This window comes from Falseniella ignava CCUG 37419 (assembly GCF_000301055.1).
Classification (GTDB): domain Bacteria; phylum Bacillota; class Bacilli; order Lactobacillales; family Aerococcaceae; genus Falseniella; species Falseniella ignava.
Window position 1 is genome coordinate 750,415 of record NZ_JH932300.1, and the last position, 23,218, is coordinate 773,632.

Annotated in this window: 16 protein-coding genes and 1 pseudogene; 1 reads left to right on the forward strand and 16 read right to left on the reverse strand. The window is 37.9% G+C overall.

Going from position 1 to position 23,218, the window contains the following annotated elements:
* Window positions 1-10: 10 nt before the first annotated feature.
* From queA to HMPREF9707_RS03640, 14 genes are all read right to left on the reverse strand, one after another.
* A complete protein-coding gene (gene queA, locus HMPREF9707_RS03575; protein ID WP_006701340.1) occupies window positions 11-1,045 on the reverse strand; it encodes a tRNA preQ1(34) S-adenosylmethionine ribosyltransferase-isomerase QueA in 1,035 nt (344 codons plus the stop codon).
* Complete coding sequence (ruvB, locus tag HMPREF9707_RS03580; RefSeq protein WP_051007503.1) at window positions 1,023-2,012, reverse strand: Holliday junction branch migration DNA helicase RuvB; 990 nt, start codon at window positions 2,010-2,012, stop codon at window positions 1,023-1,025. The genes queA and ruvB overlap by 23 nt, the downstream gene beginning before the upstream one ends.
* A gap of 62 nt (window positions 2,013-2,074) precedes the next feature.
* Window positions 2,075-2,662, reverse strand: coding sequence for a Holliday junction branch migration protein RuvA (gene ruvA / locus HMPREF9707_RS03585; RefSeq protein WP_006701342.1), 588 nt, complete (start codon window positions 2,660-2,662; stop codon window positions 2,075-2,077).
* A gap of 18 nt (window positions 2,663-2,680) precedes the next feature.
* Complete coding sequence (mutL, locus tag HMPREF9707_RS03590; RefSeq protein WP_006701343.1) at window positions 2,681-4,582, reverse strand: DNA mismatch repair endonuclease MutL; 1,902 nt, start codon at window positions 4,580-4,582, stop codon at window positions 2,681-2,683.
* A 9-nt stretch (window positions 4,583-4,591) separates the two neighbouring features.
* Window positions 4,592-7,147, reverse strand: coding sequence for a DNA mismatch repair protein MutS (gene mutS / locus HMPREF9707_RS03595; protein ID WP_006701344.1), 2,556 nt, complete (start codon window positions 7,145-7,147; stop codon window positions 4,592-4,594).
* 23 nt (window positions 7,148-7,170) lie between these two features.
* Window positions 7,171-8,160: an LLM class flavin-dependent oxidoreductase gene (locus HMPREF9707_RS03600; RefSeq protein ID WP_006701345.1), complete on the reverse strand. Its 990-nt coding sequence runs from the start codon at window positions 8,158-8,160 to the stop codon at window positions 7,171-7,173.
* A gap of 114 nt (window positions 8,161-8,274) precedes the next feature.
* Window positions 8,275-9,834, reverse strand: a complete 1,560-nt coding sequence (rny, locus tag HMPREF9707_RS03605) for a ribonuclease Y (RefSeq protein ID WP_006701346.1) — start codon at window positions 9,832-9,834, stop codon at window positions 8,275-8,277.
* A gap of 129 nt (window positions 9,835-9,963) precedes the next feature.
* A complete protein-coding gene (recA, locus tag HMPREF9707_RS03610) occupies window positions 9,964-11,025 on the reverse strand; it encodes a recombinase RecA (protein ID WP_006701347.1) in 1,062 nt (353 codons plus the stop codon).
* Window positions 11,026-11,106: 81 nt separating this feature from the next.
* The gene (locus tag HMPREF9707_RS03615; protein WP_006701348.1) at window positions 11,107-12,366 is read right to left on the reverse strand and encodes a competence/damage-inducible protein A; all 1,260 of its coding nucleotides are present in this window, start codon (window positions 12,364-12,366) and stop codon (window positions 11,107-11,109) included.
* Between the two features lie 96 nt (window positions 12,367-12,462).
* On the reverse strand, window positions 12,463-13,044 hold the full coding sequence (gene pgsA, locus HMPREF9707_RS03620) for a CDP-diacylglycerol--glycerol-3-phosphate 3-phosphatidyltransferase (protein WP_040443078.1): 582 nt from the start codon (window positions 13,042-13,044) through the stop codon (window positions 12,463-12,465).
* A 10-nt stretch (window positions 13,045-13,054) separates the two neighbouring features.
* A complete protein-coding gene (locus HMPREF9707_RS03625) occupies window positions 13,055-13,996 on the reverse strand; it encodes a helix-turn-helix domain-containing protein (RefSeq protein ID WP_006701350.1) in 942 nt (313 codons plus the stop codon).
* 199 nt (window positions 13,997-14,195) lie between these two features.
* Window positions 14,196-15,149 (reverse strand): ABC transporter permease, encoded by a 954-nt coding sequence (locus HMPREF9707_RS03630; protein WP_006701351.1) that lies wholly within the window; start codon window positions 15,147-15,149, stop codon window positions 14,196-14,198.
* Complete coding sequence (locus HMPREF9707_RS03635) at window positions 15,142-16,239, reverse strand: ABC transporter permease (RefSeq protein ID WP_006701352.1); 1,098 nt, start codon at window positions 16,237-16,239, stop codon at window positions 15,142-15,144. Before HMPREF9707_RS03635 ends, HMPREF9707_RS03630 begins: the two co-directional genes overlap by 8 nt.
* Window positions 16,236-17,801 (reverse strand): ABC transporter ATP-binding protein, encoded by a 1,566-nt coding sequence (locus HMPREF9707_RS03640; RefSeq protein WP_006701353.1) that lies wholly within the window; start codon window positions 17,799-17,801, stop codon window positions 16,236-16,238. Before HMPREF9707_RS03640 ends, HMPREF9707_RS03635 begins: the two co-directional genes overlap by 4 nt.
* Window positions 17,802-17,984: 183 nt before the next feature.
* On the opposite strand from HMPREF9707_RS03640, the gene HMPREF9707_RS03645 reads away from it, so the two are divergent.
* Complete coding sequence (locus HMPREF9707_RS03645; RefSeq protein ID WP_006701354.1) at window positions 17,985-19,397, forward strand: ISNCY family transposase; 1,413 nt, start codon at window positions 17,985-17,987, stop codon at window positions 19,395-19,397.
* A 263-nt stretch (window positions 19,398-19,660) separates the two neighbouring features.
* Here the strand turns inward: HMPREF9707_RS03645 and HMPREF9707_RS03650 are convergent, their stop codons facing one another.
* Complete coding sequence (locus HMPREF9707_RS03650; RefSeq protein ID WP_006701355.1) at window positions 19,661-20,683, reverse strand: BMP family lipoprotein; 1,023 nt, start codon at window positions 20,681-20,683, stop codon at window positions 19,661-19,663.
* 95 nt (window positions 20,684-20,778) lie between these two features.
* Window positions 20,779-22,179 (reverse strand): annotated as a pseudogene (locus HMPREF9707_RS09325) (DNA translocase FtsK); the annotation flags it as partial.
* Between the last annotated feature and the right edge of the window lie 1,039 nt (window positions 22,180-23,218).

Sequence of the window (23,218 nt, forward strand, 5' to 3'; positions counted from 1 at the left end):
CTCCTCTTAATTATAAAATCAACATGGCATCTCCAAAACTAAAGAAACGATATTCTTGGTCAACAGCGTGTTGATAGGCTTCCATAATAGCATCTCGTGAATAAAAAGCACTGACTAACATCATTAAAGTTGACTGTGGCAAATGGAAATTTGTAATTAAATGATCTACCGCTTTAAATTCAAAACCTGGTGTAATAAAAATATCCGTCCAACCAGATTCTGAAACAATTTTACCTTGGTTACGATGCGCAATCGTCTCCAATGTTCGTACACTTGTCGTTCCGACGGCAATAATATTTCCGCCGTCCGCTTGGACTTTGTTAATTTGCTGGGCACTCATTTCAGATAATGAGTAAAATTCTGCATGCATCTGATGGTCTTCGATATTATCAACCGACACAGGTCGAAATGTTCCAAGTCCAACGTGCAAAGTCAATGGAATAATTTGAATTCCTTTGGCTTTAATTTGGTCCATTAAGTCTTTCGTAAAATGTAACCCTGCAGTTGGGGCTGCAGCAGAACCATTTTCTTTCGCATAAACTGTTTGATAGCGTTCTGGATTATCTAATCGCTCTTTAATATACGGGGGCAAAGGCATTTGGCCTAATTCTTCCAGTCTTTCAATAAAGATACCTTCATACTCAAACTCGACGATACGTCCCCCATGTTCCAATTCCTCAATGACAATCCCTGTTATTTGTTGTTGATCTCCAAATTCGATGCGTGTTCCTATTTTTGCGCGGCGGGCAGGTTTAACCAATGTTTCCCATCTGTTTCCTTCAATATTTGTAAGCAATAAAACTTCAAGGTGACCACCTGTATCAGGCTTCACGCCCATTAGTCGCGCTGGCAAAACACGGGTCTCATTAATAACTAACGCATCTCCAGGATTCAAATAATCGATAACATGTTTAAAATCTGTATCTTCAATGGTGTGTTGTGTTCGATTTAAAACCATCAAACGTGATGCACTGCGATCAATTAGGGGTGTCTGAGCAATGAGTTCTTCTGGCAAATGGTAATCAAAGTCTTTCGTCGTAATCATTCGTTTCCTCTTTCATTTCGGGTAATTCATAGCCTAAATGTTGATAAGCTAATCGTGTTGCAATACGCCCTCTTGGGGTTCGGCGTATTAAACCTTGTTGAATTAAGTATGGTTCGTACATATCTTCAACCGTCTCAATATCTTCACTAATATAAACAGCAATCGTGCCTAACCCAACCGGTCCTCCAGCATATTCTTCAATCATTGTTTTAAGAAGCTTTCGATCCAGAGGGTCAAGTCCGATCGGATCAATTTTCAGCATATCCAACGCTTGTTGGGTTATTGACTGATTAATTTTCCCTTCGGCATAGACTTGTGCATAATCGCGCACCCGTCTTAATAGTCGATTCGCAATTCGAGGCGTCCCCCGGCTCCTTCGTGCTATTTCCTTAGAGGCTGTTTGGTCAATCGGTGCTTGAAATACATTAGCACTGCGCTCGACAATTTCTTGCAATTCATCGTTATTGTAATATTGCATATGAGAAATAATTCCAAAACGATCCCTGAGAGGTTGGCTTAGCATTCCTGCACGAGTGGTAGCCCCAATTAAAGTAAATGGTGGCAATTCAAAATGGATAGGTTGACTAGAAGCCCCTTGACCAATCACAATATCAACATAATAATCTTCCATTGCTGAATACAGCACTTCTTCAACCACTTTAGGCAAGCGATGAATTTCATCAATAAACAAAATATCTCCCGGATTTAATTCATTTAATAGCGCTAATAAATCTCCCGAACGCTCAATCGCAGGACCATTTGAGGTAATAATATTGACGTCTAACTCGTTCGCAATCACCATTGCCATAGTTGTTTTCCCAAGACCTGGAGGGCCGTAAATAAGACAATGATCTAACGCTTCTTCTCTTAACTTCGCTGCTTGAATATAAATCGATAGTTCTTGCTTCATTTTAGTTTGACCGATATACTCAGCTAAACGTTGGGGACGGATATGCATCGGCTCCATCAAATCTCCGGTAATTTCATCCGCTGATAAGATATGCTCGTTATCCAATTATATCCCTCCTTTTATTTTTTTAACAATAATTTAAAGGCATAGCTTAAACCAGTTTGGACAGAATCAAATGATTCTGATTTAAGTTGCTTTTCAACCCGTGTCACTTCACGTTTCGAATAGCCTAAACCGCTTAATGCTTCCAAGATTTCTTCGTGAATTTGTATTTGTTGTGAATCAGGTACAGCTGTTTCATCAGTAATCGGTTGTAGCTCTCCTTTTAGATCCAAAATAATTTGATTCGCTGTTTTTTTCCCGACACCAGGAAATTTCGTTAAATAAGTACTATCAGCTGATTCAATCGCTTGAACCAGTCCCTCATTATCGTCTGCTGCTAAAATCGATAAAGCACTTTTAGGACCGATACCGGAGACTTTATTTAAAGTTTGAAATAATTTTTTCTCACTTTCGGACTTAAATCCGTATAAAGTCATCGCATCTTCTCTAACTACCAATTCGCAATACACTTCAATTTCTTGACCAATTTGATCAGACCAATGATACGGTGTTGAAGCAATAACGATATAGCCAATTTTATTTGTTTCAATAACTAAGTGGGTTGGATGGATAGAGATTAAGGTTCCTTTAAGATACTCGAGCATAATATTTCCTCTCTTTAATTATATTATTCGTTGATCAAACGGATCGGTTGTATGACTATCTTGAATTCGTTTGAACAACTTTTCTATGGTTGCATTGACAAATTCAATTAAAACAGGACGCCCATGAGGACAATGGAATGGATCTTTTAACGTTCCCAATTGTTCAATAAGAAATTGTGCTTGTTTTGAATCCAAGTAATGATTCGCCTTAATTGCCCCTTTACAACTTTGCATAATAATACTTCGCTCTTTTAATTCATTCACAGTTAAGTTTGGTTCATTCATTAATAAATCAATTAAATTTGGTATAAATTGATCCAACTGTGTATCTTTCAGCCAAACAGGGTAACTATCAAGTTTATAAGTTTGTTCACCAAACGGTTCAATTGAAATGCCTAGTCGTTCTAAATCGGATTGAATTTCTAATAACTGAGAAATCTGTGCACTCGATAAATGAATTAATTCTGGCATTAACAACGTCTGTTGTTCTTGAATCGGATAATCTTCAGCCATAAAGTGCTCATAATTAATTTTTTCTTGAGCCGCATGTTGATCAATCAAATAAAACCCACGTTCATTTTCTGCAATTAAATAAGTACCATGAATCTGTCCGACATACCTTAAGGCATTAAAATCAATGAAATGATTGGTTTCTGTTGATTCCAATGATAACTGATTTGAAACTTGCCCCGCTTCACTTGTTTCCTCTTTGACAAATTCTACCGATTCAGCTTGTTCATTGGATAACTCTGAATCAAGTAGACTAGCTGGTGAATCCGTTCTTTGAAAATAATTTGCGATTTTGTTAGATTGTAGTGTGTTTTCGGAAGGTTCAGATAAATCACGGGAAAGATTTGATTGATAGGGTGAATATTTTTCATTAACTTCTGTCCTTTCTTTAACTGATTCTACTTCTATTTGGGGTATATTTTGATGTTTTTCTAATTGTTCATGAATCGCTTCTGTAAATAAATCGACTAATTCCTCTTCTTGACTTAGCCGAACGGTATACTTGGTTGGATGGACATTCACATCAACGAGTCGAGGATCTACTTGAACATTCATTACAGTTATTGGATAGCGTCCAATCATCAATTGGCGCCCATACGCTGCAATCACCCCACGATCGAGTACATGACTATGAACAGGACGACCATTGATCATCCAGTGCATATAGTAGCGATTTGTTCGCGTTAGATTTGTAGGAGAAATATAGCCATCCACTTTAAAAGTTGAATTACTTGCTTGAATTGAAATTAACTGACGGGCAATCGATGGATGATAGACGTTTGCAATAGCCTGTAGTAAATCTGACCAGCCACTTGTCCGGTAGATTAACTTATCATTATGAAACAATTCAAAACGAATATTAGGATGCGCCATTGAGATATTTTGAATAAAGCGAGTTGTATGTGATAACTCCGTTTGAAGTCGTTTTAGATGCTTCAAACGAGCGGGTGTATTATAAAATAACCGTTCAACCGTAATTCTCGTTCCTAATCGTGCATTCGTAACGGATTCACTGATGATTTCTCCACCTTTTAACTCGATTTGATATCCTTTATCTTGTTCTGGTTGAGTTGATTCCATTAAAACGTGGCTGACTGAGGCAATACTAGCGAGTGCCTCACCCCGAAATCCCAGAGTACGAATCGCAAATAAGTCATTCGTATCGTACAATTTACTGGTTGCATGAGGCAAAAAAGCGTGACGTAGATCATTTTGACTCAGACCTATCCCATTATCACTAACTTTTATGCCTTCGATACCAGCTTCTGTTAGTTCAACAATAATTTCTGTTGCTTGCGCATCAATCGAATTTTCCACCAATTCTTTAACGACGGATGAAGGCCGTTCGATCACTTCACCTGCCGCAATTTGATTCGCTAAAGTATCTGACATCTGTTTAACAATATCCATCTCTTACCTCTAACTTTCGTTAACATCTCTTTGAAGCTCTACCAAAAGATTTAGCGCATCAACCGGCGTTAATTGATTAACATCCAACGCTTTAATTTTATTTATTATCTCAGAACTTAATGCTGTTGTTTGTATCTCTTTCTTTTCTTGTATTGTTTCTCTAACATTCGGCAAATACTTGGCTTGAGACTCTAACGCTTCTAAAATTTCTGCACTCTGCCGAATTACTTGCTTTGGTAGACCAGCAATTTGTGCTACATGAATACCATAGCTACGGTCAGAAGGTCCTTCCAATACTTTATGCAGGAAAACCAGTTCGCCATTTAGTTCCTCGCTACCTACATGAATATTACGAACAGCTGGAAGATCCGAATCGAGTCGTGTTAATTCATGATAATGTGTAGAAAAAATTGTTAAACATTGAATTTCTTGAGCTATGTATCGAATAATCCCTTCGGCTAATGCCATTCCATCATATGTTGCTGTTCCACGCCCTAATTCATCAAATAGCAGCAAACTATTTGCCGTAGCTTCTTTCAACGCTACTTGAGTTTCCATCATTTCGACCATAAAGGTACTTTGACCTAAAGTCGTATCATCTGCGCTACCAATTCGGGTGAATATTTTATCTATTATTGGCAATTTAGCACTTGTCGCAGGAACAAAACTTCCTATTTGACATAGAATAAAGCAATAAGCAATTTGACGCATATAAGTACTTTTACCTGACATATTGGGCCCCGTTAAAATATGTAAATAATTCTCTGAGGTGCTTGAAAAATCATTAGGCACAAAATTTGTTTTTTTAATTAATTTCTCAACAACCGGATGGCGTGACTGAATAATTTCAACATCTTTCGGCTGAGAAACAATTTGAGGCTGGACATAATCCTCTTGATCTGCCAACGAGGCAAAAGCAGATAAGACATCTAATTCAGCAACTTGCATCGCTAATTGTTGAAGTGGCTCAATATAGTTCAAAATTTGTTCACGAAGCTCAACGAACAATTGATATTCTAAAGCGGTTGATTTTTCTTTGGCATTTAAAATCGTTTGTTCAATCTCTTTTAATTCATCTGTAAAGAAACGTTCAGAATTCGCTAACGTTTGTTTTCGGATATAGCGGGGATCATCTAATTCTGCTGCTTGAACTCGACTAATCTCAATATAGTATCCGAAAACTTTATTAAAGCCAACCTTTAATGTTTTAAGCCCAGTTCGTTCACGTTCATCAACTTGCAATTGAGCTAGCCAATCTTCTCCGTGTTCTAAAGCATCCCGGTATTGGTCCAATGTTTCATGGACTCCTGATCGAATCAAATTTCCTTCACTTGAGGATAAAGGAGGATTATCAATCAATACGGATGAAATAAGGTTAATTAATTCACTAAAATCATTCAACAATTGAAATGATACTGAAGAATCGAATTGATTCATCGAATCTAAAATTTGATTTATGGTTCGAACTTCGCAAAGCGATTGATAGAGATGGTCAATATCTTTGGGATTAGCATAACCTAGACTAATTTTAGATATTAATCTTTCTAAATCATAAATATTTTTGAGCGAATTGACTAAATCCATTCGCTCAAAGTAAGCAGATAAGAAGGCGGCTACTTTCTTATGTCGCGCTTCAATCTTTTGCTGATTAATTAAGGGTTTATCTAACCAACGCGCTAACAATCTACCTCCCATTGCTGTTTGTGTTTGGTCGATATAGGATAAAAGAGATCCTTTGCGTTTATGTGTACGTAACGAGCGAGTGAGCTCAAGCTGAATATTAGTGTAATGATTTAGTTGCATCGCTTGATCTATGGCATAACGCTGGACAGGTTTAAGATGTGCAAATGATTCCATTTGCAAACGATTCAAATAACTTAATAAATATTCATAAATCGGAGCTTCATTACTTGTAAGTTCTTCAATGAGTGAGGTTGGATAAACTATTTTTGATTCAGGTAACGCATGTTCAGTAAACGTAATTGATTCAACTGTTTTAAATTGATAAATCATTTCTTTTAAAAATGTTGGAATAATTATTTCACTGGGATGAACACTTTGAATTTCATTCCATAGCATTTCTGTATCGCCGCAGCACGTTAAATAACTTTCACCTGTGGCTATATCGATATAACAAAGACCAAAATCGTTATCTGTTAACGGGTAGATTGCTGCTAAGAAATTATTTTCTTTGCGATCTCCTACTTGGTCATCAACGTAAGTGCCCGGCGTAATCGTTCGAACAATTCCACGTTTAACCATACCCTTTACGCTCTTCGGATCTTCTAACTGCTCGCAGATGGCAATTTTATAACCAGCATCAATTAATTTTTTAATATAGTCATTGGCTGCGTGATATGGGACGCCACACATTGGAATCGGATTATCATCATTTTTATTTCGCGAAGTTAAAGTGATTTCTAATACTTTAGCTGCTGTAAGCGCATCCTCATAAAACATTTCATAAAAATCACCCAATCGATAGAAAAGAATAGCATCTGGACAGGTTCTTTTTATTTCAAAATATTGTTCCATCATTGGCGTTAACTTCGCTGGTTTACTCATGATATCATCCTTCTCTGTTATTACTATGAATGGGTCGTAATCACTTCTTTAATGATACGATAACTTTCTTCGAGCTGTTCAATTTCAGGTGAATAGGAAACAATCATGACTTCATCGGGATGATATTTTGTATTAATATCTTTCCAAACATTGGCTACTTCCTCTGGATTACCGTATAGGTTAATCCCACCTCTTGTTTTCAAGAAGAATTTCTCGACCGTTGTTAAATGATTATAAAAACTTATATCTGGAGTTTGAATTTGGCCAGATTCACCTCGAGCAATTTGAATCGAATGAAAATCCCAAATGCTCTTCATTTCTTCTGCTTTTTCAGTTGTCTCTTGCGCCGTACCGATCATCGCTAAAATTAAATAAGGTTCTTGCAAATATTCAGAAGGGACAAATTGTTCGCGATATATTTCAATTGCTTTATCTAAAAAATTGGGTGAGAAATGTCCCGCAAAAGCGTATGGCAGTCCTAAATCTGCTGCAATCTGGGCTGACGTGGTGGTACTCCCGAGTATATATAATGGAACTTGGCGATCAATTGCTGGAACTGCAATGACGCTTTCTTGTGATTCTGCTGGACCAAAATATCTTTGTAGTGCACGGATGCCGTCTTTGAAGCCTTCTTCTGAAGTTTCTCCATGATAAATCAATTGAGCTGTTTCTGTATCCGTCCCAGGTGCTCTACCTAATGATAAATCGACTCTGCCAGGATGCAAAACGTCTAACATGCCATAAGTTTCTGCGACTTGAAGGGGCGTATGATTTGGTAACATCACTCCACCAGCACCAACACGAATGTTTTCTGTTGCATCCAAAACATATTGGATTAGAACAGACGTTGCTGTTGAAATGACCCCCGGTGAATTATGGTGTTCTGCAATCCAATAACGATCATAACCTAATTTTTCTACAATTTGAGCAAGTTCTCTTCCGCGGCGGATTGCATCAATTGGCTGATCCTGTAAAAAAACTGGGAACAAATTGAGTGCTGATAGTTTAACCATAATAATTCCTCCCAACAAAGTTCTTTATAATAATTATACCAAAATCCTTCATTAGACTAAAGTTAAGCGAATGAAAAAAGATTAGGCATTATCGCCTAATCTCAATATCAAAAATTATTTTGCATAGTCAATAGCTCGCGTTTCGCGAATAACTGTTACCTTAATATTGCCTGGATAAGTCATTTCTCGTTCAATTTGAAGTTTAATATCACGAGCTAATTTAACAGCTTGCGCATCATTAATTTGATCTGGTTCAACCATCACACGGATTTCGCGTCCTGCTTGAATCGCAAAAGCGTTTGAAACCCCTTGGTAGCTGTTAGATATTTCTTCAAGTTGTTCAAGTCGTCGAATATAATTTTCTAATGATTCATTACGAGCACCTGGTCTAGAAGCGGAGAAAGCATCTGCTACAGCCACAATAACTGATATTAATGAAGTTGGTTGTGTATCACCATGATGAGCAGCAATCGCATTGATAACCACTTTCGGTTCTTGGTAACGACGTGCAATTTCAGCACCAATTTCAACGTGAGTCCCCTCAACCTCATGGTCTAACGCTTTCCCAATATCGTGTAGTAGTCCAGCACGACGTGCTAACATTTCATCTTGACCAATCTCAACCGCTATAAAACCAGCCAGTTTTGCCACTTCCATCGAGTGCTTTAAGACATTCTGTCCATAACTCGTACGATAAGCTAAACGTCCAATAATCTTAATCAAATCGGGATGCATTGAGTGAAGCCCCAATTCAAAGATTGCTTCTTCCCCAGCTTCACGAATTTTCTCATCGATTTCTTTGCGTGATCTTTCAACCATTTCTTCGATTCGTGCAGGATGAATTCGTCCATCTTGAATTAATTTATCAAGTGCTGTGCTAGCAATTTTACGACGAATTGGATCAAAACCACTTAAGACGACCGTATCGGGCGTATCATCGATAATTAAATCAATTCCTGTCAGGCTTTCAAACGTTCGAATATTCCGTCCTTCTCTACCGATAATTCGACCTTTCATATCATCATTTGGTAAATGGACTACGGTTAAGGTATTGTCCGTGACGATATCCGTAGACGTCCGTTGAATTGCCTGTAAAATAATATTTTTTGCTGTTCGATCTGCTGTATTACGAGCTTCTTGTTCAGCATCACGAATCATCGTAGCAATTTCATTTGTCAGTGATTCTTCGGTATCTTTCAAAACAATTGCTTTAGCTTCATCGGGTGACATCGCAGCCACACGGTAAAGTTCTTCTTCCTGTTGTTGAATCAATTGACCAATTTCTTGCTCTTTATCGACTAGCTGTTGTTGTTTTACTTCAAACTCAGCTAGTTTCGCTTCAAGCTGACTATCGCGTTGATCTAATAAATTACTGCGATTATCTAGGTTTTCTTCACGATGAATCATTCGTGCTTCAGACCGACTTACTTCATTCCGACGTTCTTTTAATTCCTCTTCGACCTCATTACGGTACTTAAGATTTTCTTCCTTCGCCTCGAAAAGCGCTTCACGCTTAAGTATTTGTGCTTGTTTGATAGCGTCATCTACAATAACATCCGCATTGAGTCTTGCTTTTTCAATATTTCGTTCATCAGAAGCTTTTTTAAATAAAAAGCCCATTACTAATCCTACAATTAAGGCAACAATCACAAAGGCGATTAACTTTAAGTCCATAAGAGTCACCTCCTTGATTGTTTATTTTTATTCAATTATATTTAATAATTAATTGTGTTTCCACTTCTTAATCTTATGCTTAATTGCAAGAATAGTCAAATATCTTTTGCCCTTTAAATGAGATAATCATTATTCATCGAAAAGTAAGTCAGTAGATATTTCTTCACTACCTTGTTCTGCAGATTCTTCAGCAGGTGCGTCCGTTTTAAAATAATGTTGGCGGACTCTTTCTTCAATTTCGGCTAAAATTTCAGGATTTTGTTCTAAGAAATCTTTAGCATTTTCCCGGCCTTGGCCAATGCGTTCATCTTCATATGAATACCATGACCCTGCTTTATGCATAATATCTGCTTCTGATGCGAGGTCGACAATCTCTCCAGTTTTTGAAATACCCTTACCATAAATAATATCAACGACAGCTTCTTTAAATGGCGGGGCCACTTTATTTTTAACAATTTTAATTCGCGTACGATTTCCAATAAAATCTGATTTATCTTTAATTGTTTCAGTACGACGTACTTCTAAGCGAATCGTTGAATAGAATTTTAAAGCACGGCCTCCGGGTGTTGTTTCCGGGTTACCAAACATAACGCCAACTTTTTCACGAATTTGGTTAATAAAGAAACAAATCGTTTTGGTTTTATTAATTGAACCTGATAATTTACGTAGAGCTTGAGACATCAGTCGGGCTTGAAGTCCAATGTGAGAATCACCCATCTCCCCTTCAATTTCTGCCCGAGGAACTAAGGCTGCTACAGAGTCCACAACGATAATATCAATAGCTCCTGAAGAGACAAGCGCATCTGCAATTTCTAAAGCTTGTTCCCCGGTGTCTGGTTGAGATAATAATAACTCTTCAATATTGACGCCTAAATTTTGAGCATATACTGGATCTAAGGCATGTTCCGCATCAATAAAAGCTGCGATGCCACCTTGACGTTGTACCTCAGCAATAGCATGTAAAGCGACGGTTGTTTTACCTGAAGACTCTGGACCGTAACATTCAATAATTCTTCCACGAGGATAACCACCCACTCCTAATGCCATATCGAGTAGGATTGATCCCGATGAGACCGTTGATATTTTCATACTCGTTTGTTCTCCAAGACGCATTACTGCCCCTTTTCCAAAATCTTTTTCGATATTTTTTAAGGCCATCTCTAAGGCTTTTTTACGATCATTTGTTGTCATGATGTTCCTCCATTTTCTTATCTGATACTATTCTACTTTGTTTATACATGATAATCAAGAAAATAAGAACATTTGTTCTTATTATTTGATTAAATTATACAATAATCGCATAACTTCATTAACGGAGCGATTACGCACAGCATTACGATTAGGGGCTGGAAAATGATAAACCTTTGAAATAACCGGCTGATCTTTAAAGGCTATTCCAATATAGACCGTCCCAGGTGATTGGTCTGCAAGCCGGTTTGGTCCAGCTACACCCGTTAAAGATATAGCAATCGTGCTATGAGTTCGTTCTCTTAATTTTTCTGCCATTGATTGTGCCACTTCATGACTTACGACACTATATTGTTGGATAGTCTGTTCAGGTACTCCTAATAGCTGTGTTTTCATTGGGGTCTGGTAAGTAACATATCCTCCTCGGACTACTTGTGAAGCTCCAGGAATGGACGTTAATTTAGCTTGAACTAACCCTCCAGTCAGGCTTTCAGCAGCTGAAAGCGTATAACCTAAACTTTGGCACCGATGAATAATGTATTGTTCAATCGTAAAGTCTTCCCCTTCGCCAATCCAAGGAGAATATAGGGTCTCCTGCAAGCGCTGTTCCATCCTTGATAAAATTATATCGCATTCTTTATCATTACAAGCATTCGCCGTCACCCGTATCGTAACCATATTATTTTTTGCATAAAGAGCGATGGTCGGATTCGTTTGGGCAGTAATTAACGTTTCGATTTGTTTTGCAATGGCTGATTCCCCAATATCGTACAAATGATAATAGCGGGACTGGATAACCATTGATTCACTTTTAAGTATTTCATTTTTAATAAAAGGAACCACTTGATTCAAAAACATCGCTTCAAGTTCAGCAGGCGGCCCCGGTAAAACGACATAATCAGTTCTTCCTTGAGTTCTTTCAGAGGTGTAAATTAAACCACAAGCTAATCCTACCTGGTTAATCAAAGTCGTACCGTTAGATATTGTGTAAGCTTGACGAATATTATTCGGAGCCATTTCGCGACCTTTATTCTCAAAATACTGAATATTTTTCTCATGTTGTATATCGCAAACTTCTAACGTCTCGCCTAAAAAATCAGCAAAGACCTCTTTGGTTAAATCATCCTCAGTCGGTCCTAAACCTCCCGTTATAATAATTAAATCACTTCGTTGCGAAGCCAATTGAAATGCGTTGTAAATTCGCTCATAGTTATCTCCGATAGTAGTTTGATAAAAAACACCCAAACCTAATTGCAAACATTGTCGACTTAAGAATTGTGCATTTGTATTTAGAATATCACCCATCAGGATTTCCGTTCCAATTGTGATTAATTCTACTTTCATTTTTCCTCCTAATAATAGATACATAAAATAATTTAAAATTTTTGATTAATTTAAAAAAACTTCTAAAAATATTTCATTTTAGAAGTTAAGTAAAACTTATAAAGAATCTGAAAAGACAAATCGACCTTGGTAAAAGTATTCAATCCCGGAATAAACTGTGAAAATCAAACAAAGAATTAATAAGATATAGGCAATGTCGACTGAGATTAAGGCAAATCCTATATTATTCAATAAGTAAAAAACAATTGAAAACATCTGAGTAAAGGTTTTAATCTTTCCTGGTAAAGCAGCCGCCATAACTTTTCCATTGGAACGAGCTAATAATACGCGTAGTCCTGTGACTAATAATTCACGAGAAATAATGATTAAAACAATCCAAGCTGGAACTCGTTGTTGTTCTACTAGAACAATAAATGCGGCAATGACTAACAACTTATCGGCCATCGGATCAAAAAACTCTCCAAAAGCAGTCACAAGATTAAGTTTACGAGCGAGATAGCCATCAAGAAAATCAGTCAAACTTGCAATAATAAATACTATAGCTGCAAGAAGTTGATTCACTGGAATAACCGCTCCAAGCACCGTCACATCGCCATGAGATGCCGGTAAGTACATCAAAATGATAAATACAGGAATTAAACACATCCTTAAAATTGTCAATTTATTCGCTATGTTCATTTTAGCCATATCATTGACCTTCTTCCTCAGACGGAATCGTTAACTCTTCTGTTTCAGGAGTACTTTCAGTTTCTGGAACACCTAGTTCAAAAACAATCGTTTCTTTCATATATTCATTTTTCGATTCTACTTTAGTACCGTTAACTAAAATATCTGCTCCCTCTGGATAACCTAATTGTAGACGTAATCGTCGGGTTCCTTCTGACACTTTATACTCAAAAGTTTCACCTTCTGTGACAGTTGAATCTAACGTAATTTCTCCATCCTCAAAGGCACCAATCCACACGAAATTATGTCCTTTAAACTCAAATTTATATTGATCAAATGGTGCATTGAGTCGATACGTCGTTTCTTCATCAGAATTAGAAATTAACGTAATTGTTTGTGCTCCTACACGAATATCATTCTCACTTGTTGCGATGGTTGTCTCCTCAACACGTTGAGTTGTGAGTGATTCCGTTGCTTCGTCAGGTTCAATGACACTTACAATTTCATTCGTCTCTTCAACTTGAGGTGCAGGTTGATTCATCCGATTAATATTATTAATCGCTATAATTAGTGAGATGATAATGGCGAAGATAATCGCTATAAGTAATACTAACGGAACATACGAAAGTAAGATATCTAAGTTATTTCGTTCTTTTTGTAAGTAGCGTTCAGTCCTTGAAGGCAAAGTATCGGTTGTACTTTGAACCATCGCTTCTGGTAATTCACTATTTAAATCGATTTCTTCTTCCAATTCAATTAATAATTCTTCACTATCTAATCCTACCATATCCGCATATTGTTTAATAAACGCGCGAGTGTAAAATGCGCCAGGCATTTGATCAAATTGCCCTTCTTCAATGGCTTGTAAATATTTTTTTTGGATTTTAGTCATTTGTTGTAAGGTGTTTAAGGTATAACCTTTTTCAATTCTTGCATCTCTTAATTTATTTCCTAATTCACTCATGAAACATGGCTCCCTTATCTTTCATTCACTCTAGTGATTATACCATATTTTATCGTGAAACATACATGAATTCGTGTTTCGATTGAAAAACTTTGTAGAGAATTTGATTCAATAAAAAGAAGCGTTTGACTGAAATGCACATTCTTCCGATAAAATAGGAAGAAATTCACCTGTTCAAACGCTGCTTTTTAATTGAGCATTATTTAGATTTAATATATGTTTTACCAATCGCTTTAGGACCAAATGATTGGCCAACGAATAGGACTAACGCCACAATCGTAATGACATATGGTGCAATTTGAAGTAAAACAGGTGGCACCGATTTGATTACTGGAATTTGTGACCCTACAACTGATAGTGATTGAGCAAACCCAAAGAACAAGGCAGCTAGCATCGCTCCAATTGGATTCCACTGACCAAAAATCATCGCTGCCATCGACATAAATCCTTGACCTGTAATGGTTGAAACAGAGAAGTTTAAAGAAATCGATTGGGCTAATACTGCGCCGCCCATTCCACCAAAGAATCCTGAAAGTAAAACTCCCGCATATTTCATACCGTATACATTAATCCCCAGTGTATCGGCTGCTTGAGGATGTTCGCCCACTGAACGCAATCTCAAACCAAAACGTGTTTTATTCAAAAGCCACCATGCGATAAATGTCATCACAATCGCAAAATAAGCTGGTAACGAGGTACTTTGGAAAAAAATTCGACCGATAACTGGAATCTCTTTCAAAACTGGAAAGTTAAAATAACCAAATGATTCTTTAATAAAATCTGTTTGACCTCTACCATCGAAAATAACACGTGTTAAAAAGACTCCTAGAGAAGGTGCAATAAGGTTTAGAACCGTACCAGAGATAATGTGATCTGCTCGTAAGTTAACGGTTGCTACCGCATGAATCGAAGCAAATAGAACACCCGCTAATCCACCGACTAATAAACCAATCCATGGAGTCCAATCTCCAAACATACCCCCAAATGTTAAGTTAAATACAATCGAAGTAAAGGAGCCTATGACCATAATCCCCTCAAGACCGACGTTAACAACCCCACTACTTTCTGAAAATACCCCTCCAATTGCTGTCAATATTAATGGCGCTGAGTACACAAGTGTGGAAGATATAATGGATGCAATTCGATTAATCATGAGCTTCACCTCCATTTTGGCTAGTTTTTGAGGCGGTACCTCTTGGAACCGATTGTTTCTTTTCAAAGAAGTATGTGATTACATAATTTGCTCCGACAAAGAAAATAATCGATGCAATCACAATATCTACGATTTCACTTGGGATTTGTGCCATCAGAGGCATACTAGTTCCTCCAGTTTTTAGTCCACCAAATAATAAACTAGAAAATACAATACCTATCGGATTTAATACTCCCAATAGTGCAACCGCCATACCATCAAATCCAATCGCAGGTGCTACACCATTCGTAAGGAAAATATTACGGAATTCACCTAGGCCGTTCATTACGCCTCCTAGGCCGGCTAACGCACCGCTGAGGAACATTGCAATAATAATATTACGTTTAGCGTCCATACCTGCATAGGTTGCTGCAAACCGATTCATCCCAACCGTCTTGAGCTCAAAGCCTAAAGTTGTATAGTGTAATAAAATATATACAAGCAACGCGAAAATTAAAGCTAAGAAAATCCCACCGTGAATGGTTGATCCTTTTGTTAAATCAGTCAGAGACTGAATTTTTAAACTTGCATTGGGACCGATATAAGGTGTCGCATCCATTCGGTCGGTAATAATATTTCGAATTGTATAGTCAGTAATATAGACTGCTACATAGTTCAACATGATGGTGACAATGACTTCACTGGTATTAAAGAAAGCTTTTAGAACGCCAGCAATCGCAGCCCATAAAGCACCTGCCAGACTACCTAAAATAATGGCACATGGTAACAAAATCACTTTAGGCGCATCTGGAAATGATATTCCAATCCAGACAGAAATTAACCATCCCCATAATGCCTGACCTGCAAGACCAATATTGAAGAATCCCGCTGTATAAGCAATTGAAAAGCCAAGTCCTGTAAAAATTAGTGGTGTGGCTGCTCGAATCGTTTGCCCAATATTAAATGGACTTCCAATCGCACCGTCCACTAAGGCACGGTAACCTTGAATCGGATCATAACCGAATAATAGCATGATTAGTGCACCAAATAACATTCCTATCGTTACTGATAAAATCGGAATTAATAATTTCAATGATTTCTTTTGATTCATTCAGCTTCAACCTCGCTTTCATTTCGCAAAGCTAAGACGTCTTCATAAGTCGTACCTGCCATCATCAATCCAATTTCATCCTCATTCGTTTCATGAGTTGGAATATTCGCAACAATCTGACCATTATACATTACTAAAATACGGTCCGTAATATTTAAGATTTCTTCTAATTCAAAACTCATCAGTAAAACCGCGTTATTTGCATTACGTTGCGCGATAATTTCTTGATGAATAAATTCAATCGCACCCACATCTAAACCACGAGTTGGATTCGCTGTAATCAATAGACGTGGCGCACTAGTTAATTCCCGAGCAATAATTGCTTTTTGCTGGTTTCCACCTGAAAGTGAGCCTGCACGAGCCTGATTAGAAGTCGTACGAACATCAAAATTACGAATTAATGTATCGGCATGATCGTTAATTTGTCGATAATTTAAAATACCTTGTTTAGAAAATGGTGATTTAAAATAATTTTTTAAGACTAAGTTTTGATCCAAAGGCATATCCAACACTAAACCAAATTTATGGCGGTCCTCCGGAACATGCGAAACATGCATTTCATTTATCTGTTTTGGTGTCGCGTTCGCCATATCCTTACCTTGAACCATAATTTGACCGGACTCTACTGGCATTAAGCCGGTGATAGCTTGGATTAATTCAGATTGCCCGTTCCCATCGATTCCTGCAATTCCGACTACTTCACCTTCTCGTACTTCAAAAGAAATATTCTCAACCGCTGGGAGACCATTCTCTTTCATAATGCAAACATCTTTAACTTCTAATACATTCGCCCCAGGATTACTCTGTCCTTGGATACGGGTCGTTTTCACATTTCTTCCAACCATCATCGTCGCCAATTCTCGTGATGTTGTGGTCGCAACATCAACCGTATCAATTGATTCACCACGGCGGATGACGGTACAACGATTGGCTACGGCTTTAATCTCATCCAATTTATGGGTAATGATAATTATCGCTTTACCTTCTTTTGCCAAAGATTTTAAAGTAACCATTAATTCTTGAATTTCTTGGGGTGTAAGGGAAGCTGTCGGTTCATCAAAAATAAGAATATCTGCTCCACGATACAAGACTTTTAGAATCTCAACCCGTTGTTGCATCCCGACACTAATTGAAGAAACTTTAGCATCTGGGTCAATACTTAAACCATATTGTTTAGATAATTCTATAATTCTTTGACGAGCTAATTTACGGTCAAGTTGCACTCCTTTCAGGGGTTCTTCACCTAACATAATATTTTCGACGACGGTAAAAGCGTCAATTAGCATAAAATGTTGGTGCACCATTCCAATTCCGAGTTGATTCGCTTTTGTCGGTGTATCTATGATTACTTTCTCGCCTCGAACAAAGATATCCCCCGAGGTTTCCATCAACAATCCGGAAAGAATATTCATTAATGTGGACTTTCCTGCCCCATTTTCACCTAATAGAGCATGAACCTCACCCGCATTGACAGAAAAATTAATATTTTTATTTGCATAAAAATCGCCAAATTGCTTAGAAATATTACGCATTTCTATTACGGGCACTATTGAGTTGTCCATATAATTCCTCCTTTCAACCTCAAAAATATATACATAATTTCATTATAACTGAAATCGTTAAAAATGATAACCCTATCATAAAATATTTTTTCTATTCATCTCATCTACAAATGATAATGTCTCAAGTAACCGTAAATGAAAATGTCCCACTTTAGTGTATATTAAATCTAAGGAGGGATCTCAATGGAGGATTATCTTAACATGAATGAGACACATAAATATAATATCATCAAGGCTGTCGTCAATGGACGGAAATCCAAAGCTCGTGCTGAAGTGGAATTAAACTTATCCAGACGACAGATCAATCGATTGATTCTTAAATACAAACAAGAGGGGCGAAAAGGCTTCAGACATAAGAATGCCAATCGCAAACCTTCTAAAACCATTGACCGTCATACTCGAAAGCGAATCGTTCAGCTCTATCGCTCGAAATACTATGACTTTAACTTCACACACTTCCATGAAAAACTTCAAGAAGTTGAGGAAATCCTTCTCTCTGAAAGCTCGCTAAGAAATATCTTGAAGGAAGCACACATTGTCTCGCCTCTAGCTACCCGTCGAACTAAACGGCGTGTCGCTAAAGAGCTCGAAGACAAAGCAGACAAGAAAGGCCTGACCCCTCACGAAAAAGAAACCTTACAGGAGGTTCAAGTCGTTGAAGCCTCAAAAGCACACCCGAGTCGCCCACGATGCAAATATGCTGGGGAACTGCTTCAGATGGATGCTTCAGAACATCAATGGTTCGAGGCTGACGAGAACTATTACTATCTCCATGCCGCGATTGATGATGCCACTGGTACAGTCGTTGGTGCTTATTTCGCAGCACAGGAGACACTTGAAGGCTATTATCAAGTCTCACATCAATTCCTGACCCACTACGGTATTCCTCATCGCATTTTGACAGATTATCGATCCATTTTCTCAGGCGTCAACACCCCAAAAAAGGGCGCTGCTCTTGAAGAACAGGCCCTCACTCAATACGGATATGCTTGCCAGACACTTGGAATTGAACTGGAAGCGACCTCAGTACCCCAAGCTAAAGGACGTATTGAACGTCTTTTCGGTACGTTTCAAAACCGCTTACTTCAAGAAATGCGGTTAAATGGTATCCGTAATATGGATGAAGCGAATCAGTTTCTAAGGGACTACCTCCCACAGTTTAATCAAAAATTCGCCCATCCCATTAAAGATAGCATAAATGCCTTTGAAAAACTATCAGCAGACACAAATCTCGATTACATCCTCGCTAGATTTGCCCTGCGTGTCATTCACTCTGGTCATACTGTTCGATACAACAACCATGTCTATCATCTTTACGACCAGCATGGGAGGCAAGTCCATTTGCCAAGAAAAACTAAAGTTATGGTCATTAGTACGCGTGATTTACAACTCTTTGTCTCTCATAAAAATCAACTCTTTAAACTAATTGAAATGCCGTCACACCAAGCCATATCTAAAATACTAGATATTCAAGAAGCTAAGTCTAAACCGAAACCACACATTCCACCGATGTCGCATCCGTGGAAAGGACAATCTTATCAACGTTACCTAAAGAAGCAAGAATACATAAAGAAAAAAGAGCTAATTGAAGTGTAGTGATAATCCCTCGTGATGAAGGACGATGCGCTTTTTGTATCGTCCTTCATCACGAGGCAACCAAGCGAGCGAAGCGCGGTAGTTTTTAACCCTCTTTCGTTACACGCTAAAAACCCAAAAATCGGGACATATTCATTTGTGCTTGACACCCTATCATAAAATATTTTTTCTATTCATGACTATCATTATTTAGATACAAAAAAACGAGACATTAATCAAGAGAAAGATTAATGTCTCATTAATCACTAGGTGAGGTCTATTAATTATTCTGGTTTTTCAGGAACTTCAATTTCACCATCAATTATTTGTTGACGGTATTCAGCGATTTTTTCTAGAGTTTCATCTGATAATTGACCTTCAGTTAACTCTACACCGCCGTCAGCTAAACCATAAATATAATGGCCGCCTTCGAATCCTTCTTCTTGTGTTTGGATTGTAAATTGTTTCACCGCTTCACCAACAGCTTTAAGTGTTGAAGTTAATGTTAAATGACGTTCCTCGCCATCAACTTCTACAATACCTTCTTCTTCTTGGTCACGGTCAACACCAATCACCCAGATGTTGCGTGATGGGTCATTTGCAACAATATCTTTCGCTTCTGAGAAGACACCGTTTCCTGTGTCACCTGAAGCATGGAAAATTACGTCAACATCGTTAGCGTACATTGCTGCAGCAATTTGACGTCCGCGAGGTGCATCCCCGAAACTTCCCGCATATTCAACAGTGATGTTGATATCTGGATTAACTGCTTTAGCTCCAGCAACAAATCCAGCTTCAAAACGGTCGATAACGAATCCTTCAACGCCCCCAACAAATCCAATATGGTCTGTCTCAGTTGTTAAAGCCGCTGCGACACCTGCTAAGAATGATGCTTCATGGTCTTTAAATGTAAGTGAAGCAACGTTAGGTTGATCTACTACAGAGTCAACAATCGCGAAGTGGCGATCTGGATATTGTTGTGCAAAATCATCAATTGCAGCTTCAAGTTTAAAACCGATTCCGAAAATTAAGTCAAAATCTGCCGAAATTGCAGTATTTAAGTTTGTTACGAAGTCTGAGTCGCTATTAGATTGAATATAGTCATATCCATCTTTACCGCGTTCTTTACCTTCAGCTTCGCCCCACTCTTGAATACCTTCCCAAGCACTTTGGTTGAATGACTTATCGTCTACTCCCCCGATATCCGTAATGATAACCGCTGAGAAATCTTCAGCTGCTTGAACTGTAGGAGCTACAGCAGCTACCGCCATTAATGCAACAGATGATGCTTTCAATAATTTTTTCATAAATACCTCCCAAGTATTGATAAATTAATTATAAACAATTCATTTTTAAAAAGCAATTCGAAAAAATCTATGATGGATGGACCATATGACGCAAATTAATTGATTAGAACTTGACGCGGTTTACTACCATCTTGGGCACTTACGTATCCCAAACTTTCTAAATCATCGATCAGTCGTGCAGCTCGATTATAGCCAATTCGGAAACGTCGTTGTAATTGAGAAATACTAACGGTTTCCAACTCTTGAATTAATTCTACAACCTCGTCGAATAATTCATCACTCGACGCCTCTGCTAGTTCCATACTTTCCTTCGTCACAATAATATTTTCATCATACTCAGGTTCACTTTGAGCTTTAATATAGTCTGTTATTCGCTCGACTTCCTCATCAGAAATATAGGCCCCTTGAACACGCAATGGTTTTGAACGTCCCATCGGTTGGAATAACATATCACCCCGGCCCAATAACTTCTCTGCACCATTGGCATCTAATATTGTCCGTGAGTCTGTTCCACTTGAAACTGCAAATGCTAAACGACTCGGTATATTGGCCTTAATAATTCCAGTAATAACGTCCACGGATGGTCGCTGTGTTGCAATAATCATATGAATTCCAGCCGCACGAGCCATTTGAGCCAACCGTATAATGGCTGTTTCGACCTCGTTACTTGCGACTAACATTAAATCTGCTAATTCATCAATAAAGACAACAATTTTGGGAAGTGGCTGATACCCTGTCCCCTCTGTTTGATTGAGCTCAGCAATTGTTTCATTATAACCTTCAATATTACGAACCCCGGTTGATGCAAATAATTCATAACGATGCTCCATCTCTTGAACAACATTATTTAGAGCTTGAGCCGCTTTACGCGGATTCGTAACAACCGGCGCCAATAGATGGGGTAATTCATTATAAAGTGTCAATTCAACTTTTTTCGGATCAACCATTAAGAATTTCACTTCATCCGGTTTGGCTTTCATTAAAAGAGAAGTAATAATCACGTTCATTCCAACTGATTTACCACTTCCTGTCGCTCCCGCAATTAATAAGTGCGGCATTTTACTTAAATCCGCTAAGCAGACCGAGCCCGAAATATCTCGTCCTAATGGAACTTCTAATATCTTGTTTGATTTTAGGGCCGGATCAATAATTTCCCAAAAAGAGACCGGACTCACTTGGATATTTGGCACTTCAATACCAATCAGTGACTTGCCTGGAATCGGTGCTTCGATTCGTACATCACGTGCTGCTAATGCCAAAGCAATATCGTCCGCTAAAGAGACAATCTTGCTTACTTTTACCCCAATTGCAGGTTCAATCTCATATTTTGTGACAGAAGGACCCAAATTTGCTTTAACGACTTTAGCATCCACTCCAAAACTTTCAAAAGTAATTTCTAGTTTTTTGATATTTTCATTGATGCGTTTATATTCATCAGATTGATCCACAGGTGGGATTTTATTTAGTAACGACTTCGTTGGTAATTGATAACTTTGAGGTTGTTTCGTAGATTTTGGTTTAGAAACTGTCGATTTACTGGTGCAATTCTCTTCAATTAAATTATCCAGTTCATCCGATGTTGTATTTTGTACAGTTGTAGATTTATTTTGCCAATGTTCTGCAGATTGTTCTGAGTGGTCCTTAACTGGATTAACCCCAGACTGCTCTTCAACTAAATCAGAAGACAAGATCGCTTTCGATGAAGTTAAAGAGGTCCTATCAGCGGGTATATCTTGTTCTGAAACTGTTGTACTATCTTGCACGACCGGTTGTTTGCTCTGATTTTCCGCTCCTGTACTGCCATCATTTGGTGAGATTTCAGAAATGGTTTCTCTACCATGCGTAGTAATCATCGGTGAAGTCCCAGTGAGATTACGCGCCGATTCAGATTGATTAATTTGATCAAAATAATCTAAATCTAGCTCTTTTTGGATTTTTAGCTGACGTTCTTCTCGCTCACGCTTCGCCGTCGATGCTAACGGGTCTTTTGACGTGTATCGTTCAAATTCAGTAGGTCGATCGATAGCCATTGGTAAGTCGTATTGATAACTATAATCTATCGTTTGTTCTTGAGAATCATTTGATTTAAATAATTGCTCTAACTTATCTTTTAACTTAAATGAATTCTTCGGTCTGGCTGGTGGCTGTGATCTATATTCTGAATTCACCTCATGACTTTTTACAGGATTCGCGGTGGTAGTGTCAAGTGAAGTTTGTACTGTTGAATTACTTTCTTCAACTTCTTCAGAACGATCAAAAGATTCGCGGTAATCATTTCTAGCTTGCTGAATCGATTGATTTGCTGATTGAAATAATTTCCCAATTTGACTGCCTAAGTGTTGAATTGATTTTTTGATCATAGATATTTCAATCCCAACTACCAAGAACAATCCAATCCAAAATAAAAAAAATGAAAAAACTATACTACCTTGAATACCTAAAAGATAGTTAATCGTTTGATATAAAAAAGCACCCATCATGCCGCCACCTAATGATAATTGTGACTGACCCATAACAAATTCATTTTTAAAAATA

Coding starts and splice junctions, on each gene's coding strand:
- recA (WP_006701347.1), bottom strand. CDS start 11,025: ATGACAACAAATGATCGTAAAAAAGCCTTAGAGATGGCCTTAAAAAAT.
- queA (WP_006701340.1), bottom strand. CDS start 1,045: ATGATTACGACGAAAGACTTTGATTACCATTTGCCAGAAGAACTCATT.
- ruvA (WP_006701342.1), bottom strand. CDS start 2,662: ATGCTCGAGTATCTTAAAGGAACCTTAATCTCTATCCATCCAACCCAC.
- mutL (WP_006701343.1), bottom strand. CDS start 4,582: ATGGATATTGTTAAACAGATGTCAGATACTTTAGCGAATCAAATTGCG.
- HMPREF9707_RS03635 (WP_006701352.1), bottom strand. CDS start 16,239: ATGAATCAAAAGAAATCATTGAAATTATTAATTCCGATTTTATCAGTA.
- HMPREF9707_RS03615 (WP_006701348.1), bottom strand. CDS start 12,366: ATGAAAGTAGAATTAATCACAATTGGAACGGAAATCCTGATGGGTGAT.
- mutS (WP_006701344.1), bottom strand. CDS start 7,147: ATGAGTAAACCAGCGAAGTTAACGCCAATGATGGAACAATATTTTGAA.
- ruvB (WP_051007503.1), bottom strand. CDS start 2,012: ATGGAGCCGATGCATATCCGTCCCCAACGTTTAGCTGAGTATATCGGT.
- HMPREF9707_RS03630 (WP_006701351.1), bottom strand. CDS start 15,149: ATGATTAATCGAATTGCATCCATTATATCTTCCACACTTGTGTACTCA.
- HMPREF9707_RS03645 (WP_006701354.1), top strand. CDS start 17,985: ATGGAGGATTATCTTAACATGAATGAGACACATAAATATAATATCATC.
- HMPREF9707_RS03625 (WP_006701350.1), bottom strand. CDS start 13,996: ATGAGTGAATTAGGAAATAAATTAAGAGATGCAAGAATTGAAAAAGGT.
- HMPREF9707_RS03600 (WP_006701345.1), bottom strand. CDS start 8,160: ATGGTTAAACTATCAGCACTCAATTTGTTCCCAGTTTTTTTACAGGAT.
- HMPREF9707_RS03650 (WP_006701355.1), bottom strand. CDS start 20,683: ATGAAAAAATTATTGAAAGCATCATCTGTTGCATTAATGGCGGTAGCT.
- rny (WP_006701346.1), bottom strand. CDS start 9,834: ATGGACTTAAAGTTAATCGCCTTTGTGATTGTTGCCTTAATTGTAGGA.
- HMPREF9707_RS03640 (WP_006701353.1), bottom strand. CDS start 17,801: ATGGACAACTCAATAGTGCCCGTAATAGAAATGCGTAATATTTCTAAG.
- pgsA (WP_040443078.1), bottom strand. CDS start 13,044: ATGAACATAGCGAATAAATTGACAATTTTAAGGATGTGTTTAATTCCT.